Source organism: Qipengyuania sp. NPDC077563 (genome assembly GCF_044901345.1).
Lineage (GTDB): Bacteria > Pseudomonadota > Alphaproteobacteria > Sphingomonadales > Sphingomonadaceae > Qipengyuania > Qipengyuania aestuarii.
Window position 1 is genome coordinate 602,315 of the sequence record NZ_JBJDPC010000001.1, and the last position, 18,224, is coordinate 620,538.

8 protein-coding genes are annotated in these 18,224 nt (G+C 57.7%); 6 read left to right on the forward strand and 2 right to left on the reverse strand.

Annotated elements, in window-relative coordinates; genetic code table 11:
- The first annotated feature begins 133 nt into the window (after positions 1-133).
- From ACI2I1_RS02985 to ACI2I1_RS03000, 4 genes are all read left to right on the forward strand, one after another.
- A complete protein-coding gene (locus tag ACI2I1_RS02985; protein WP_404677844.1) occupies positions 134-667 on the forward strand; it encodes a hypothetical protein in 534 nt (177 codons plus the stop codon).
- Positions 668-731: 64 nt separating this feature from the next.
- Complete coding sequence (locus ACI2I1_RS02990) at positions 732-1,718, forward strand: hypothetical protein (protein WP_404677845.1); 987 nt, start codon at positions 732-734, stop codon at positions 1,716-1,718.
- A 339-nt stretch (positions 1,719-2,057) separates the two neighbouring features.
- Positions 2,058-5,168 carry a TonB-dependent receptor domain-containing protein gene (locus ACI2I1_RS02995; protein ID WP_404677846.1) on the forward strand — a complete coding sequence of 1,037 codons (3,111 nt, stop codon included), beginning with the start codon at positions 2,058-2,060 and terminating at the stop codon, positions 5,166-5,168.
- A gap of 394 nt (positions 5,169-5,562) precedes the next feature.
- A complete protein-coding gene (locus ACI2I1_RS03000) occupies positions 5,563-8,649 on the forward strand; it encodes a TonB-dependent receptor domain-containing protein (protein WP_404677847.1) in 3,087 nt (1,028 codons plus the stop codon).
- Between the two features lie 73 nt (positions 8,650-8,722).
- Here the strand turns inward: ACI2I1_RS03000 and clpB are convergent, their stop codons facing one another.
- Together clpB and ACI2I1_RS03010 are read right to left on the reverse strand one after the other, a co-directional pair.
- Complete coding sequence (clpB, locus tag ACI2I1_RS03005; RefSeq protein WP_404677848.1) at positions 8,723-11,299, reverse strand: ATP-dependent chaperone ClpB; 2,577 nt, start codon at positions 11,297-11,299, stop codon at positions 8,723-8,725.
- A 137-nt stretch (positions 11,300-11,436) separates the two neighbouring features.
- Positions 11,437-12,885, reverse strand: coding sequence for an ATP-binding protein (locus ACI2I1_RS03010; RefSeq protein WP_404677849.1), 1,449 nt, complete (start codon positions 12,883-12,885; stop codon positions 11,437-11,439).
- Positions 12,886-13,002: 117 nt separating this feature from the next.
- Here ACI2I1_RS03010 and ACI2I1_RS03015 point away from each other — a divergent pair, with 117 nt between their 5' ends.
- Together ACI2I1_RS03015 and ACI2I1_RS03020 are read left to right on the forward strand one after the other, a co-directional pair.
- Positions 13,003-15,210, forward strand: a complete 2,208-nt coding sequence (locus ACI2I1_RS03015) for a penicillin acylase family protein (RefSeq protein ID WP_404677850.1) — start codon at positions 13,003-13,005, stop codon at positions 15,208-15,210.
- Positions 15,211-15,309: 99 nt separating this feature from the next.
- Complete coding sequence (locus tag ACI2I1_RS03020; RefSeq protein ID WP_404677851.1) at positions 15,310-18,210, forward strand: M16 family metallopeptidase; 2,901 nt, start codon at positions 15,310-15,312, stop codon at positions 18,208-18,210.
- The last annotated feature ends 14 nt before the right edge of the window (positions 18,211-18,224 follow it).

Below are 18,224 nucleotides of genomic sequence, written 5' to 3' on the forward strand. Positions count from 1 at the left end.
ACGACATTATGATTTCGCAATTGCGGAAACGCTTCGCAAATATGTAGCTTTCGCAATGTGTCTTAACGGTCACAGTTGACTCGTGGCACTATACTGCTGCCATAGCGGACAAAGATTGATCGAAAGGATGACCATGGGCAATTCGGTGACCATTCCTACGGCCTGGATGGCGGGAGTTGCCGCGCTGTCGCTCAGCTACGCTCCTGCTTCCCAGGCAAGGGAGCAAAGCGAAACAGATCAATTACAGGCGCTGAAAATTTGCAGTATGATGGAGGATGATTCTGCACGCCTCGCCTGTTTCGATCAATCTGTGCAAACCTTAGTTGATCTGCAGGACCGCGGGGAAATCACAGTAGTGGACAAGGAGGACATCGCTGAAACGCGCCGTGGGCTTTTCGGCTTCAGCATACCCAAGCTGGGTGTGTTCGGACCCGGAGATGACGCTGAAGAGCAGGTTCTTAATTCGCATATTACAGCAATTCGCCAGTTACGCGGCGATCACTGGGAAATCGAAATTGAGGAAGGCAGCGTCTGGCAAGCCACCAATACTCCGCGGCGGTTCAAGCCCAAAGTGGGGGCCGAAGTCGAATTGGAGAAGGCTGCTCTGACCTCTTACTGGCTGCGCGTTGATGGACAACTGGGTGTGAAGGCGCGTCGAATTCGCTGAATATTTTGAAGCACGCGAGATATAACGGCGCCGCCAGAGCGATGAACATTGAGCTTTTGTGTAGATGACCACCGACCCCGTTATAATCATCGAGGGAGACCCAGGTTGGCTTCCCCATAGTATCGACTGGTCGAATGGCACGGCCCAATTTCAGAAATTCCCGCACGAGCAATTTCGTGCACCAGGATTTCTCTTCGAGTTTCAGCCAGAAGATTCGGCTGACAAGCAAGAGATTCCTATTTCCCGGCTACGGGACATTCGAGTTGAAACTCTGCCGATCCATTTCGTTTTTCATACAGCATTTTGTCGCTCAACCCTGCTCAGCCGTGCATTGAATATGGACGGCATTGCGGTGGGGATGAGCGAGCCAGGCATCATCGCTTCCCTGGTCAATGCACCTGCTGAATTCCGCCCAATTCTTAGTATCGTGCTGCGCTTGCTCGCACGACAGCGGACCGGTGTTTCTGCCATCTTTGTAAAGCCGACTAATCACGCCAACAGGCTGATACCTGAGATTATGGAAGCGTCGCCTGACAGCCGAGCGATATTCATGACCTGTGCGCTCAAACCTTTCCTGAATAGCGTTCGTAAACGCGGATTGATGGGCCATCGCTGGGGACGCAAATTATATCTTGAAGTGCAGCAATATGCGGGGCTCGACCTTGGCATGTCCCCAACCGAAAACTTCGCAATGTCTGACCTTCAAGCTGCCGGATTAGCGTGGTTTCTTTATCAGAACTATTTCACCAACCTCGCCTCAGGCCCCTATCACGACCGTGTGCGCACGTTGGATGCTGAATTTTTTGACAGAAATCATGCCGAAACTGTGCAGAGAATTTTGAATTTTTGCCTCATCGACTCATCCTCTTTCTCTCCAGAAACACTTGAGAACGCCCCATTGTTTTCAGAGTACTCAAAAGGGGATGGCGAGATCCGAATAGATACGCCAGGAGAATCAACGGAAAATGAGATTTCCCAAGTTCAACACTGGTTAGAGATCATCGCGAGACAGATGGGTATTAGAGCTCCTGTCCAGCAGAGTTTGGCTTAAAGCTTCAAAAGACTGAGCAAAAGTTCGATCTCGGCGGCTTCCGAAAAGCAAACTGAAGCTGTTCCCATCGCAATCAACGGACAATTAGGATAGCTCGCAAACGGAGGCGGCACGGCCCATGGTCAGCTCCAACTAGCAATATGTGCCAAATTTCTAATGTGGCAACCGTGCAACACTAATTTAAATATGCAGCATATCTAATATCTTCACATTGCGCAATCGGGCGGTATCCCGCAGGTCTCCTCGAAGCAAGCCGTGCTGGAGAGAGCGGTTCCAGGCAATTATCTTCCTGAGTCCCGATGCATGGCCTGCCTAATCAATAGGTTGGGGATACAATTCATGAAATTGAACTTTGCAAATTTCAGCAGTCGGGCGGCGCTATATGCCGGTGTCGGACTGGCTGCTGTGGCGCTTTCCAGTCCCGCCCTCGCACAGGATAAGAGCGAGGAAGCGGCTCCTGAACAGGTCAATGCCAGCGACGCGGTTGCCCCCGATGCAACTTCGAACACGCAAGGCGCCATCGTCGTCACCGGTTCGCGTATCCGTCGCCCCGAGATCGTGGGCACCGAGCCCACCAGCTCGATCAGCGCCCAGTATTACGATGATCGCAACATCACCAACGCAGCCGATGCTCTGAACGAACTCCCGCAGTTCCGTGGCAGCGTCAGCCAGCGTGGCGATCAGGCCGGTTACGGCGCCGGCGTCAACTTCGTGAATACATTTGGTCTGGGTTCGAACCGCACGCTGAGCCTCGTCAATGGTCGCCGCGTCGTATCGTCCAACCTTCCTTCGTTGTTCTCGTCCGGCGCACCAGGCGTTCAGGTCGACCTCAACATCATTCCGACGAACCTCATCGAGCGGATCGACAACGTGTTCGTCGGCGGCGCGCCGATCTACGGTTCGGATGCGATTGCGGGAACCGTGAACATCATCCTCAAGGATGATTACGAAGGTTTCGAAATGACCGGAACCTCGGGAATTTCGGATCGCGGCGACGCGTTTAATTACAACGTCTCCGGCCTGTTCGGCTCCAACTTTGCCGACAATCGCGGTAACGTCACCCTGTCGGTGGCCTATGACAAGGCCAACGGCGTTCGCGGTTCGGATCGCGAGCACATCCGTGACAACCTCGGCTTCCTGAACAACCGCTGCGCTCCAGGAACCACGCAGCCTGCGGATGACGGCCGCGTCAATCCGAACATCGGCTGCAACACCGGCCCCGACGATGGCGTCCCGGCACGTGTCGTATTTCCGAATGTTCTGTCGCCTTATCTGTCCACCGGCGGTGTGATCACAGACGCGGGCTTCGGGCTTGCATTCGCTCCCGACGGAACGCTTATCGACAACATCTTTCCGGGCACGAACCTCACCGGATTTTTCGGAACGGGCCTGAGCCCGACGGCCTACAACACTGCCGATCAGTTCAGTGTCACCTCGACGCTTGAGCGTTTTACCACCAACGCCTTTCTCAGCTACGAGATCGTGCCGGGCGTGGAAGCGTTTGCAGAAGGCCTGTACTACAACAGTCGCGCGATCGAAGAAGGGAACAATCCTTCATTCAACACCTTTGTGTTCGATCCGGGCGTGTCGGGCGGTCTCACCTACGATGTCGCGACGAACCCGTTCCTGACGGATCAGGCTCGCGCCACTCTCACTGGCCTCGGACTGACGACTTTCAACGTTTCGCGTTCGAACGAAGATCTCTTCGACAACGGCACTGTAACCGAGAGCGAGCTCAAGCGCGGCGTAGTCGGCCTGCGTGGCGAATTCGGCGGGCTGTTCGACAATCGCTGGAACTACGAAGTCAGCTTCAATTACGGCACGAACGAAATTGAAAACTTCGGTCAGGAGATCAACCAGCAGCGATTCATCAATGCGGTAAGTTATGTCGCCGGTCCCAACGGCCCGGTCTGCACGACCACGCCGCCAGTTCCGGCCGCTCCCGATCAGCCAGTTCAGCCAATCGCCGATCCTGCCTGTGTTCCGCTCAACCTTCTCGGCGTTGGTGTAGCCAGCCAGGAAGCGCTGAACTACATCCGTGAAGACATCAACGATGTCGCCAACATCACGCAAAAGGTGTTCAACGCCAACTTCGGCGGCGATCTGTTCGACCTGTGGGCAGGTCCGATCGGCTTCAACGTAGGCTACGAGCACCGCGAGGAAGAAGCTTCCTTCACGCCTTCAAGCTTCACGCAGTTCGGTGAAGGTCGCGGCGCGGCGGTTACCCCTACTTCGGGTAAGTACAACGTCGACGAAGTGTTCGGCGAAGTTCTCGTTCCGCTGGCATCGCCAGAGAACGACATTCCGTTCCTCAACAGTGCAGAAGTCTTCGGACGTGTTCGTTACGTCGACAACACAGTGAACGGCGGTTTCACGTCTTTCGCAGTTGGCGGCCGCATCGCGCCGATCGAGGACATTCAGTTCCGCGGGAACTTCACACGGTCATTCCGTGCTCCCGCAATCACCGAGCTGTTCCTGCCTCAGAGCCCGACCTTCGTTCGTCCGCCTGATCGTTGTACTGCGCAGGCAATCGACGCCGGCCCGGTCCCGGAAACGCGCACGCGCAACTGCCTCGCGTTCTTGGCTGCAACCAATAACGATCCGGCCACCTACAACTTGCTTGCGGCGCAGGCATCGGTCGCCGGTTTGTCGGGAGGTAATCCGAACCTCGAAAACGAGAAGGCTGACAGCTTCACTTTCGGTGTCATCGTTCGTCCACGTTTCGTGAATGGTCTAACCATCACCGCTGACTACATCGACATCGAGCTTGAAGGCCCCATTGCCAGCTTGAGCGCGACAGAGCTCGCCTCGGGTTGCTTTGACAACGAGAACTTCAACGCAGCAGATCCGATCAACGGCAACAGCTTCTGCGAAGCTCTTGGCTTCGGCGCTGATGGCCAGATCCCCAACCTGCCCACGAATCCGGCTGTAAGGACCGGCTTCGTCAATGGTCAGCGGATCCTGTTCGAAGGTATCACTGGTGCGCTCGATTATCGTACCTCGCTCAATGGGATCGGCATTCCGTTGACCCTGCGTACCGGCGGCGACCTGCTCTATGTGAAGCGTCGTATCAACGACATCACCGGGGTGGCTCCGCAGCGTTCGGACGGTACTCTCGGCGATCCGGAATTCTCCGGCCAGGCCCGCCTGGTGTTTGCCGGCGACAACTTCGGTGTAGGAACCTACGTCAACTACACTGGCGAGCAGCTATTCTCGCGCTTCGATCGTGGCGGCAGCCCGAACGACACGCGTGAACTCGATCAGCTGGACGACTACGTGACGGTCAACATGAACGTGTATTTCGATACGGAAAGCGATTTCCGTTTCAACTTCGCGGTCACCAACCTGTTTGATCGTATCGGTCAGGAATATTTCGGATACATCTATCCTGGGTCGGAAAGCGACGACATCGGTCGCCGCTATGCGATCAGTGTGAGCAAGCGCTTCTAATTCGCTTAACTCCGAGCGACTGGAAGGGCCCCGAATTTCCGGGGCCCTTTTTTGTGGGGGCAGCGATCGAAGCGAGCCCCGTGATGCTGAACGGCCCAAACCGCCCACCGGCCTTTGCATTATCCCTACTAAAGTAGCGGACGAGCCTGCAGGCAATAGCAACGAGCCAGCTAGCAAGGTAACTTCTTTATTACCATGCTCTAACGCCCGCCCCGTTACCAAATTGCAACATTTTTGACAATTTTAAGACATTTGGTGAAATTGTCTTTGCGGAAGCGTCGGTACGGAGCAAAGACCTCTCTTCCGAATCTGAGACCTCTTAAGCGCTATGAGAGATGGCGCATATTAGATGTTTCTGATTTGATGAAACGAAAATTATTCTTGGGGAAAATAAATGAGAAATACTTTCTCGCAGTTCCATGGAAGGGCAGTGCTTCTGGCCGGCTCTGCAATGGTTGCTTTAGCATTCGGCGCGCCTGTCTACGCTCAAGATATTGGTACCACCCCGCCGGATTGCCCTGACGAAAATCAAGATGGTGTTTGTGATAGCGAGGCGACCCTTTCGAATGCAGATACCTCTGCTGCTGATACCGGGGCTATCGTCGTAACCGGTTCGCGCATTCGCCGTGACGAATTTTCGACGATCGAACCGATTACCGTCATCACCGCTGATGAAATTACGCAGGGTGGCTTTGCTTCTTCGACTGACGCGCTGCAGAGCAACGCGGTTACCGCAGGCGCTAGCCAGATCAACAACTATTACGCTGGGTTTGTCACCGACGGCGGCACCGGCGCGAATACGCTCGGTTTGCGTGGCCTTGGCCCTGCTCGGACGCTTGTTCTCCTCAATGGCCGCCGCCTGGCGCCAGGCGGTACGCGCGGCTCACTTCTCGCGGCCGACCTAAACGTTCTTCCGACAGCAATCGTAGAACGTATTGAGGTGCTAAAAGCTGGTGCTTCGTCAGTTTATGGTTCGGATGCAGTCGCAGGCGTTGTGAACATCATCACCGACGATAAGCTTGAAGGGCTTAACCTCGAATTTCAAACCAATGTACCGGAAGTTGGTGCAGGTACTTCCTATCGCGCTGCTGCGACCTTTGGCATTGAGGCCGACCGGTTCAATTTGGTTGGATCGCTCGAATATTCCAAGCGGGAAGGTTATGCGCGGAATGATAATCCTTGGTTCGACTGTACGGTCGGCGGGTACCTTGACGGCGAAGGCAGTGAATTTGGTTCTGGCGACACCCCTGGGTTTGATGGCAGCACTTGCTTCACCCTTGATGGTGGCGGGGTAACGATCAATACTGTTGGATACACGGTTGTAAACGACGCTGGCACCGCTCTTGTTGGTGTGCCGGCTCAGAGTCGCCTGGGTGGTACTGGGACGTTTAGCCGCTTTATCCCCGCTCCTGGAGTGACCAGTGGCCCGTTCCCAGGTTTTCTCGGTGTCGATTACTATAGTCGCGATACCTTCGATCCCGCCCAAGAAGAAGAGTATCTGATCACGCCGAGGGAAGTTTATACAGGGTTCCTTGCCGGCTCGTACGATCTCGACATCCTCGGCAACGCTGAGGTATACGGCGAATTGCTGGCCACGCGCCGCAAATCAGAAGCGAAATTGTACCGTCAGCTTTCCTTGGACTATCTGCAAGGAAGCCCGCTTTTGCCCGAACAATTGCGCAATGGTTACTTCCTGAATCCTAATTCGACATCGAGCGGCCAGATCGTTGCGGCCCGCTCTTTCATTGGCTTCGGTCTTACTGATTCTGCTCAGACCGTTGACTATGTTCGTGCAGGTGGCGGGATCCGCGGGGATCTACCTTCCGACTGGCGCTATGACCTGTATGTAGGAAAATCTTGGAACGATGGCACCGAGGAGAGTCAATCTTTCCTCACCAATCGCTTGGCCAATTCGCTTAATGTCGTTCAGAATGACGATGGCAGCTTTAGTTGTGTGAGCGAGGCATCCAATCCCGAGTGTGTTCCGGCGCCTATGCTCAACGCAGCTTCGGTTGGTGGCGACTTGCCCCAGGAATTCCGCGACTATATCCTCGCCGATATCGTCGGAACAACTGAGTTCCGCGAAACTACCCTCGCAGCTGCAGTTGATGGCCCGCTCTTTGCCCTTCCAGGCGGCGACGTTCAGCTTGCGCTAGGTGCGGAGTATCGGAAACAGCGGATCAATGATCAGCCTGATGAAAACTCGGTCAGCGGTAATCTCTACGGCCTTACCGCAGCGACACCAACCGTTGGCTCCGATTCGGTGAAGGAGGTCTTCGGCGAAATTTACGTACCCCTCGTTTCGGATCGACCATTCTTCGAAAATCTTTCGGTCAACGGATCGGTACGCTACACCGATTACGATTCCTACGGCAGCGACGTAACGTACAAGGTTGCGGGCGAATGGGAATTCTTCCGCGGTTTCGGTATCCGAGGCAGTTACGGCACGTCCTATCGCGCTCCAGCGCTGGCTGAACAGTTCCTCGGTGCGACGAGCGGTTTTGCAAGTGCAGGCAGCGACCCCTGCGATGCTGACAACTTCCCAGATGCCGTGTCGGATTATAACCCTACCGATCAAACCATCGCGGCAAACTGCGCAAGTATCGGTATCGACGTAACTACTTTCACACAAAACAGCAGTGTGACCGTGCTCCGTCGAGGTGGTGCTGAAACGGGTCTCGAAGCCGAAACGTCGACCAACTGGTCGGTGGGGGCTGTTGTGCGGCCGCCACTGCCGCAGTCAATAGGTACACTTTCGCTCGCTCTGGACTATTTCGACATTAAGGTTGAAAATGGAGTATCCGATTTGGCTGGGGCAACGATCCTCAATCGTTGCTATAGTGACACCAACTTCGACCCGAACGAAGGCTTTTGCCGCTTCGTAGATCGCAATGATAACGATCAGCTTGAGGTCACCAGCAGCTACGTAAATCTGTCTGAAGACATTGTGAAAGGCTGGGAGTTCAACGGCCGTTTCGCTAGCGAAGTTGGACCTGGACGCTTTGTCTTTAACGCGAATGTGACGAAGTACACCGAACAGTCTTCGCGTCTATTCCCTGAAGAGTTCTTGGAAGATGCAAACGGTATCGTAACATCGCCTGATTGGGTCGGGAACTTCGATGCCACCTACGCTTGGGATAATATTGTTCTTCGCTATGGCGTCGATTGGACAGATGGCGATCGTGAAAAGACCTACGATTATTTCGCATTCGACAATGCAACTGGTGAAATCGACGAAGATCTCGTGCAGTCCTACAAGGATAGTTATCTACTGGAAGTAGAGGACTACTTCCTGCACAGCGCTTCGGTTCAAGTGGGCTTTGATGATTACGAATTTACCTTTGGTGTTCGCAATCTTCTTAATACCCGGCCGCCGCGCATCTCGAATGTTGGCTTCAGCAGCATTGGCAACGTGCCCTTGTATTCTGGTTATGATTACGCGGGTCGTACCTTCTTCGCGAATGTTGCTTTCGACTTCTAATTGTCAAAAGCGACAAAAAGAAAGGGCCTCCGGAAACGGGGGCCCTTTTTTAATTGCTATTTAAGTAGCGCTCCTACGTCACCTGCATCTCCAGCGCCCCATCCCCCTCGTCGATGTTAACCGTCGAACCGTCCGGCACTTTTCCTGACAAGATCATGTCGGCAAGCGGATCCTGCACATAACGCTGCACTGCACGCTTTAGCGGCCGTGCGCCATAGACTGGATCATAGCCCACTCGGCCAAGCCATTTTTTCGCAGCTTCGGTTAGGTCCAGCTCGATCTTGCGATCCTTGAGCAGCTTCTGCACCCGCGCCACCTGGATATCTACGATCGGGGCCATGTGCTCTTGTGCTAAGCGGTGGAACAGGATGATTTCGTCCAGACGATTGAGGAACTCGGGGCGGAAATGGCCCCGGACAACATCCATCACTTGCGGCTCGACATCCTCGACCTTCTGGTCGTCGTCCATATTGGCCAGATACTGGCTACCGAGGTTCGAAGTGAGGATGATCAGCGTATTGCTGAAGTCGACCACCCTGCCCTGCCCGTCCGTCAGACGTCCGTCGTCAAGCACCTGAAGCAGTACGTTGAAGACGTCAGGGTGCGCCTTTTCGACCTCGTCGAACAGCACGACCTGATAGGGCCTGCGCCGCACGGCCTCTGTGAGCACGCCGCCTTCTTCATATCCGACATAGCCCGGAGGCGCGCCGATCAGGCGGGCGACCGCGTGCTTCTCCATGAATTCGCTCATGTCGATGCGCACCATCGCCTGATCGTCATCGAACAGGAACATGGCGAGGGCCTTGGTGAGCTCGGTCTTGCCGACGCCGGTCGGGCCGAGGAACAGGAAGCTGCCCAGCGGGCGCCCCGGATCCTGGAGGCCGGCACGCGCACGGCGCACTGCCTTGGATACCGCATCGATCGCCTGGCTCTGCCCGATCACTCGCTTGGCGAGGATGTTCTCCATTTCGAGCAGCTTCTCGCGCTCGCCCTCCATCATCTTGTCCACCGGAATGCCCGTCCAGCGTGAAACCACGCCGGCGATATCATCTTCGGCAACTTCTTCCTTCAGCAAGGCATTGTCGGTCTGGCCGCTGGCTTCTTCCAGCTTGCGTTCAAGCTCGGGTATTTTGCCGTATTGAAGCTCTCCTGCCTTTTGCAGGTCGCCGCCACGCTGTGCTTGTTCCAGCTCGATCCTTGCCTGGTCGAGCTCTTCTTTGACCCGCGCTTCGGCGTGAATCTTGTCGCGTTCGTTCTGCCAGCGGGTGGTCAACTCGGAACTCTGCTGTTCGAGCTCGGACAGTTCCTTGCGCAGGGTAGCGAGACGATCCTTCGATGCCTCGTCGGTTTCCTTCTGCAGCGCCTGTTCCTCGATCCGCAGCTGGATGATGCGGCGGTCGAGACCCTCGATCTCCTCGGGCTTAGACTCCACCTCCATACGGATGCGCGAAGCCGCTTCGTCCATCAGGTCGATCGCTTTGTCTGGCAGGAAGCGATTCTGGATGTAACGGTTTGATAGCTGCGCGGAGGCAACGATCGCGCCATCGGTAATGCGCACGCCGTGATGCAGCTCATATTTGTCCTTGATGCCGCGCAGGATGCTGATCGTGTCCTCTACACTCGGCTCGGCGATATAGACGGGCTGGAAGCGCCGCTGCAGCGCCGGGTCCTTCTCGACATATTTCTGGTATTCATCGAGAGTCGTCGCGCCGATGCAATGCAGCTCGCCCCGGCTGAGCGCAGGTTTGAGCAAATTGCCCGCATCCATGCTGCCCTCGGAAGCCCCTGCACCAATCAGCGTGTGCATCTCGTCGATGAACAGGATGATCTGGCCCTCGGCGCCCTTCACCTCGTCGAGCACGGATTTGAGCCGTTCCTCGAACTCTCCACGATATTTCGCGCCCGCGATCAGGGCGCCCATGTCGAGCGCCATGAGCGTGCGGCCCTTTAGGCTGTCGGGCACGTCGCCGTTAGCGATGCGCAGCGCCAAGCCTTCGGCGATAGCGGTCTTGCCGGTTCCTGGTTCGCCGATAAGCGCGGGGTTGTTCTTGGTCCGGCGAGCGAGGATCTGCACAGTACGGCGGATTTCCTCGTCACGCCCGATAACGGGGTCGAGCTTGCCGTCGCGCGCCGCCTGCGTCAGATCGCGGGCATATTTCTTCATCGCGTCATAGGCTTCCTCGGCTCCGGCACTGTGCGCGGCTCGCCCTTTGGTCACTTCCTGGATTGCCTCTTCGAGCGCCTTTGCGTCGATGCCCGCGGCAGTCAGCGCCTTGCCGGCATCCGTGGCGCTAACCGACAGGGCCTGCAGTATGCGTTGAACCGGCACGAAACTGTCGCCAGCCTTTTCAGCCAGCTGTTCCGATAGATCGAGAACCCGCACGGCGTCATTGTCTAAGCCCGGCGTCTGCTGCGCGCCGCCACCCGATACCGCAGGCACCTTGGCCAGCGCATTGTCGATTTCGGTGATCGCCACGCCGGGATTACCGCCCGCACGCTGGATCAGCTGAGCCGCCATGCCCTGATCGTCATCGAGCAGCGCTTTGAGCAGATGCGAAGGCGAAATGCGCTGATGGCTATTGCGGATGGCCACGGTCTGCGCCGCCTGAAGAAAGCCTTTGGCGCGATCGGTGAACTTTTCGAGATTCATGTAAAACTCCTCTTGCGAGAATTGCCGCTCGAATATGGTGTTGCGGATATGCAACACAAGACCCCGCGAAGAATTTTGCGAGGTGTGTTATTCGGATATAGGGGTGTGCCCGCTCAGCGCGAGAGGCAAGGAGAAATTTATTCGGCCGAAATGCCTTTGAGACCGGGCACCATCACGGTTCGCCCCCCGCCGAAATCCTCACGCACGACGATGAGACCTTGCCGTTCGAGATGTTCGAGCAGCCGCCTGATGCGCCCCGGTGAACTGGTGCCATAGGCCCGTGCCAGCTCGGCTTCGTCTACCTGCGTTTCCCCGGCATGGGCCGCCTTGGCGATGACCAGAAAAGGACCGAGCAAATCGTCGTCCACCGAACGGGCGAGGTCCATGATCCGCGACTGCATGGCGTCACCGAGATCTGTCAGTCCGGCTCCCGCAACTGCAAACCTGCGGCGGAAGCCGTACATATCGGGCATGGGACCGATCAGCCGTTCACGGCGGCATCGGGTAAGGAACGTCTGGAATTGTGCACTCGCGGACTGGAACGCAATTCCTTCCTCGCCCGCCAACTCATGAATGATTTCATCGATCCGCTGGGCAACGGCAGAAGTATCGGCAGGCTGCGCCGGCGCGTCAATCTGCCGTTCCTCGGCATGGGCAATGGTTGTTTCTATCTCGTCCATCCGCGGGGCAGGTGGCGGCGCGGGCGGCGGCGGTGCCTTGGCAACATCTGCCGCAAGATCACGCGTGAGCAGATCCGCCATGTCTTCGGGAGCGGTGTCGGGCAGAGCCATCAGACCTTCGCTGCGCGCCATGTTGCCGGTCTTCACCGGACCGATCTTCACCGACAAGGGCAGCCGCGTTATTGCCGGGCCGAGAGCCAGGAAATGCCCACGTTCCAGTTCGCGTATCCGTTCGGCCTGCCTGCGATCCATGCCAAGCAGATCGGCGGCGCGCACCATATCGATGTCGAGAAAAGTCCGGCCCATGAGGAAGTTCGACGCCTCGGCGGCAACGTTCTTGGCCAGCTTTGCGAGACGCTGGGTCGCAACGATACCGGCCAAGCCGCGCTTGCGACCCCGGCACATGAGGTTGGTCATGGCCGAGAGCGTCATGCGCCGCGTATCCTCCGCGATCTCGCCAGCCACCGCCGGTGCGAACATCTGCGCTTCATCGACCACGACCAGCGCCGGATACCAATGCTCTCGCGGCGCATCGAACAGGGCAGTCAGAAACTGCGCCGAACAGCGGATCTGCTGTTCCACTTCCAAGCGATCGAGATCGAGCACCACGCTTGCACGGTGTTCGCGGATGCGGCGCGCCAAGGCCTCGATTTCACCCGGCGAATAGGCCGAACCATCGATCACGACATGGCCGAACTCTTCGGCAAGCGAAGGAAAGTCACCCTCCGGATCGATCACCACCTGCTGAACAAGCCCCGCGCTTTCTTCAAGCAGGCGCCGCAAAAGGTGCGATTTCCCGCTGCCCGAATTGCCCTGGACGAGCAGACGGGTGGCGAGAAGTTCCTCGACATCGAACTCAACCGGCTTGCCGGAAGAATCATGGCCAATGGTGATCTGGGTTGTCACGCCCCCCGGCTAGCGGTCCGAATCCGGATCGCGGAAGGCCCCGCACCGGGTTTTGCCCAGAGCATTGCTTCACCCTGCACTGCTCGCTAGGCATTGCGTCTGGAGAGGATCGAATTCATGGCAAAATGGTTTTGGCGCGGCAGTGCCTTGCTGTCGCTGGTGCTGCTAATGGCGTTCATTGCCTTGGCAACCTGGGAGCCGCTCTGGGCGGGACGCGGCGAAGCGCCTCCTCCTGAAGCCGATTATTCCGCCGAGATCATTCGCGACGAATTCGGCGTGCCTCACATTTATGGCAAGCGCGATCGCGACGTGGCTTACGGCGTGGCCATCGCGCATTCGGAAGACGATTTTTCTACGCTTCAGGATGTCATCGCCATGGCTCGTGGCCGCTACGGAGCGATCGCCGGGCAGGATGGCGCCGCAGTCGATTATGTCTATCATCTCCTCGATGCCCGCGGCACGGCGGAGCGGCATTACCCGCAAATGCCCGCCGATACGCGCGCCCTTTTCGAAGCCTACGCCACTGGCCTCAACGATTACGCCGAGCAAAATCCTGACGAAATCAAGCTGAGCAATCTCTTTCCGGTCAACGGTCTCGATGTCGCTGCCGGTTTCGCTCTTCGCCAGCCGTTCTTCTTCGGTCTCAACAATGTGATCGAACCCCTCGTCGCGGGCGATGATCTGCGCCGCGAATACGGTCCGGATATTCCCGGCTTTCCGCGCGATGCCATTTCCGATGGCCTCTCGGGTGATACGCTCCCCGGTTCGCAGAAAACCGCTTATTCTCCATTCGGCTCTGAAGGCGCACATAACGGCTCAAACGCCTTCGCCGTGGCTCCCGAAAAATCCGGCGGTCCGACGATCCTGGTCTCCAATAGCCATCAGCCGTGGCGCGGCGGCGTGGCGTGGTACGAGCTCGTCGTCGAGAGCGAGGAGGGCTGGCACTATGCCGGAGCCAATTTCCCCGGATCGCCCTTCCCCTTTCTCGGCCATAACGAGGTTCTGGGCTGGACCAATACAGTGAACACGCCCGACATGGTCGACGTTTATCAACTCGAGTTGGACGACACGGGCGAACGCTATCGCTTCGGAAAGGAGTGGCGAGATCTGCAGACAAGCGACGTTACGTTACCTGTCCGGTTCGGACCAATAGTTCTGCCGATCAGCCGCGAGGTACATCGCAGCGTCCATGGTCCGGTCATCATCAATGAGAAGGGCGCGTTCGCATTCCGGTATGGCGGCATGGACAACCTTGGACAGCTTGACGCGTATTACCGGCTCAACAAGGCGAAAAGCCTGGCAGAATGGGAAGAAATCCTCGCGCGAATGGACATCCCATCGACCAATTTCATCTACGGAGACGCTGCAGGCAATATCGCATATGTTTATAACGCAGCTATTCCCGATCGCCCCAAAGGCCCCAACTGGCGCGGTATTCTCGACGGAACGGACCCATCGCTCGTTTGGAAGGGACCCGTCGATTATTCGGCCCTGCCGCGTTACGTGAATCCGGCCTCGGGCTGGCTTTACAATGCGAACAACACGCCTTTCACCGCCGCAGGCGCAGGCAGCGATCTGCCGGCTGATGCCTATGAACCGGAAATGGGGGTCGAACTGAAGCAGACCAATCGCTCGCGCAGGGCGTGGCAGCTGATGAGTGATGCAGACCAACTTGATCGCAAGACGCTGGAAGAAATCAAGTATGACACGGGCTATGCCCGCAAAGGATATATTGCCGAATTGTGGTCAGCTCTCGAGCGTCTCGACGTGGCCGACGAGCCCGAGCTCGACGCTGCACGCAGGCTGCTGCTCGACTGGGACTTTACCGCGGATAACATAGGCAGGGCTGACAGCCTCGCCCTCCTCATGATCCGCGAGTTCATGTCGTGCCGCTATCAGAACACCGATTGTCCGGAAGTGCGCGACGAACTGGCAAAGGCGGTAGGCCATTTGCAAACCCACTTCGGCCGCATCGACCCGCCGATGGGAGATCTTTTGCGGCTGCGCCAGGGGGATGTCGATCTTCCGCTGGACGGCGGCTCGGACACGCTGCGCGCATCCACGCTCTGGGATGTCGAAGAGGACGGGCGACTCGCCGTTCGTCACGGAGACAGCTTTATTCAATGGGTTGAATGGATGCCGGGCGAACGCGTGACATCTCGCTCGATCCAACCCTACGGCGCGGCGACCACACGCCCTCAATCCCCGCATTACGCCGATCAGGCTACGCTGTTCGTCCAGCATCGCTTGAAGCCGGTGCATTTCTGGCGCGAGGATGTGATCGCCAATGCCGCTACCCGAAAGACAGTGACGCACCGCCGTTAGCTGCCTAGGGTCGCGCGGCATTGAGTCGTTCGAAAATCTGCAGGCAGAACTAAGCAGGAAATATGCGGCGGTAGCCGCGGGCTCGACAGGGAGAACAAGATGAAACGATTGAGTATGATGACGAGCGTCCTCGCGCTGGCGCTCGGCGGCTGCGCGACAGTGGCGGACACAGACATGGCAGCAGCCCCCGTTGCGGCAGCACCAGATGCGGAGGGCGACGATCTGGCTCAGCTGGTCGACCAGGTCCAAATCCCTTACGAGACCTTCACGCTGCCCAACGGACTGACCACCGTCGTGCATACCGACCGCAAGGCCCCGCTGGTGGCAGTATCCGTGTGGTACGATGTCGGCTCCAAGCACGAGCCTGCTGGCAAGACCGGCTTTGCCCACCTCTTCGAACATCTCATGTTCAACGGTTCCGAAAACGCGGATGGAGATTTCTTCGAGCCGCTCCAGCAGGTCGGTGCGACCGGCTTCAACGGCACCACTAATGCGGACCGTACCAACTACTTCGAAACCGTCCCTACGGCCGCACTCGACCGCGTGCTCATGCTCGAAAGCGATCGCATGGGCTATCTTCTTGGCGCGGTGACGCAGGAAAAGCTCGATAACCAGATCGGGGTTGTCCAGAACGAAAAGCGCCGAGGCGACAACCAGCCCTTCGGCCTCCTGCGCTATGAAGTGGTCGAGAACATCTTCCCGCGCGGCCATCCCTATTATCACTCCACCATCGGTTCGATGGATGACCTGACCAACGCATCGCTCGACGATGTGAAGGATTGGTTCAAGGATCATTATGGTCCGAACAATGCCGTCCTCGTGCTGGCAGGGGATATCGATCTCGCCACAGCCAAGGAAAAGGTGACCGAGTGGTTCGGCGCCATTCCCAGAGGCGATGAAGTCGTCGATCCGGCGATCACGGTGCCGCAACTTGCCGCAGACAAGCAGAAGATCATCAAGGATCAGGTTTCCACCACCCGCATCTATCGCATGTGGCCCATCCCCGGCGAGACTTCTGCCGACACCGTGCCGCTGGCGCTGGCACAGACCACGCTCGGCGGCCTTGCCAGTTCTCGGCTCGATAACGCGCTGGTCCGCGGTCAGGGCCTCGCCGTGTCCGTATCCAGCTGGGCATGGACGAACGAGGACGCCGGCGTCTTCATCGTGCAGGCCGACCTCAAGCCCGGTGTAGAACGCGCCGCACTCGAGGCTGCGCTCGACCAGCAGATCGCGCAATTCATCACCGAAGGGCCAACGACCGACGAATTGGATCGGTCGAAAACCTCGATCGTCTCCGGCCTGATCGGCGGACTTGAATCGGTCGGCGGCTTCGGCGGCAAAGCCGTAACCTTGGCCGAGGGCGAGCTTTATCACGACAATCCCGGTCACTATCGCACCCAGCTTGAAAGCATGGTCGATGCCACACCGGCGTCAGTGCGTGCCGTTACCCAGAAGTGGCTTACCAAGCCCCGCTTCTCGCTGATTGTGGAGCCGGGCGAGCGTACCGAGGGCGGTGAAAACCGCGGCGGAGCCGTGGTGGCCGACACGACGGGCGAAGGGCTGAATGCCGCGCCGGTCGAGTTTTACTGCAACCCGGACTTCTGCGATCCGGATGCCATGCGGATGACCAAGGCGCAGGACCGTTCGCAGCTTCCACCCGTCGGCCAGCTGACCGATTTGGATTTTCCCGATATCGAGCGCGCAACGCTGTCGAACGGGATGGAAGTCTATTTCGCACGCCGGGATGCGGTGCCGAAAGTGACCGTCCGCATGGTGTTCGATGCCGGCTACACGGCTGACGATCGCGATGAACTGGGTACCCAGTCGCTGATGCTCGCGGCAATGGACGAAGGCACGGACGATCTCGATGCGACGCAGCTTGCGATCGCGCAGGAAAGATTGGGCGCAAGCATCAACGGCTTTGCCAATCTCGACGAGACGAGCTTCCAGCTCTCCTCGCTCTCCACCCGCCTCGCCCCCTCGCTGGACCTGTTTGCGGATTTCGTGCGCAATCCGGGTTTCCGCGCGGATGATCTGGAGCGCGTGCGCTCGCAGCAGCTCAACCGGATCAGCGCCGAAATGAAGAACCCCAGCAGCGCGGGCCAGCGGGTATTGACCCCGCTTGTCTTCGGTCCCCACCCCTACGGGATCCCAGGTTCGGGGCTCGGTGATGCTGCCGTGGTCGAAGGTCTTACACCGGCTGAGCTCGATGCGGCGCACCAGCGCTGGATCCGCCCCGACAATGCTCAGGTCTTCGTGGTGGGTGATACCACCCTCGCGGAAACCGTGAGCCTGCTCGAGGCATCGTTCGGTGACTGGAAGGCACCAGCTACAGCGCTTCCGGCAAAAACCTACGATGTGGATGTGCCTGCGCCCGAAGCGCGGATCGTCCTCCTCAACCGGCCGAACTCGCCGCAATCCGTGATCCTCGGAGCGCGCGTTCTCGATACGCGTGGCACCGACGACAACACCGTGCTCATTGCCGCGAACGAGGTCTTGGGTGGCAGCTTCCTGTCGCGCATCAACATGAACCTTCGCGAGACAAAAGGCTGGTCCTACGGCTCGCGTTCCGGCGTTACGTACAACCGCGACCGGTTGGTTTACGCCGTTCAGGCCGAAGTTCAGGCCGACCGGACGGGCGATTCCATCGTTGAACTCGAAAAGGAAATTACCGGCTTCGTGGGCGACAATGGCGTAACACCGGCCGAACTCGAACGGACGATCAACGGCAATGTGCGCGAACTTCCGGGTCAGTTCGAAACCTCGAACTCGGTCCTCGCGGGCATGGTCAACATCGTGAAATACGATCGTCCCGACGATTACTACGAAACCATTGCCGACAAATATCGTGCGCTGACTGCAGAAGAGCTTGCAAAGGCTGCGCGGGAAAATTTCGTCTACGGAGACATTGTCTATGTGGTTGTGGGTGATGCCGAGGTGGTCGAGCCGCAGCTCGAACGCACGGGCCTGCCCTACACCGTCCAGGAACTGGACCATTAATTGACACTAGTGTA

Coding starts and splice junctions, on each gene's coding strand:
- clpB (WP_404677848.1), bottom strand. CDS start 11,299: ATGAATCTCGAAAAGTTCACCGATCGCGCCAAAGGCTTTCTTCAGGCG.
- ACI2I1_RS03015 (WP_404677850.1), top strand. CDS start 13,003: ATGGCAAAATGGTTTTGGCGCGGCAGTGCCTTGCTGTCGCTGGTGCTG.
- ACI2I1_RS02990 (WP_404677845.1), top strand. CDS start 732: ATGACCACCGACCCCGTTATAATCATCGAGGGAGACCCAGGTTGGCTT.
- ACI2I1_RS03000 (WP_404677847.1), top strand. CDS start 5,563: ATGAGAAATACTTTCTCGCAGTTCCATGGAAGGGCAGTGCTTCTGGCC.
- ACI2I1_RS03020 (WP_404677851.1), top strand. CDS start 15,310: ATGAAACGATTGAGTATGATGACGAGCGTCCTCGCGCTGGCGCTCGGC.
- ACI2I1_RS02985 (WP_404677844.1), top strand. CDS start 134: ATGGGCAATTCGGTGACCATTCCTACGGCCTGGATGGCGGGAGTTGCC.
- ACI2I1_RS02995 (WP_404677846.1), top strand. CDS start 2,058: ATGAAATTGAACTTTGCAAATTTCAGCAGTCGGGCGGCGCTATATGCC.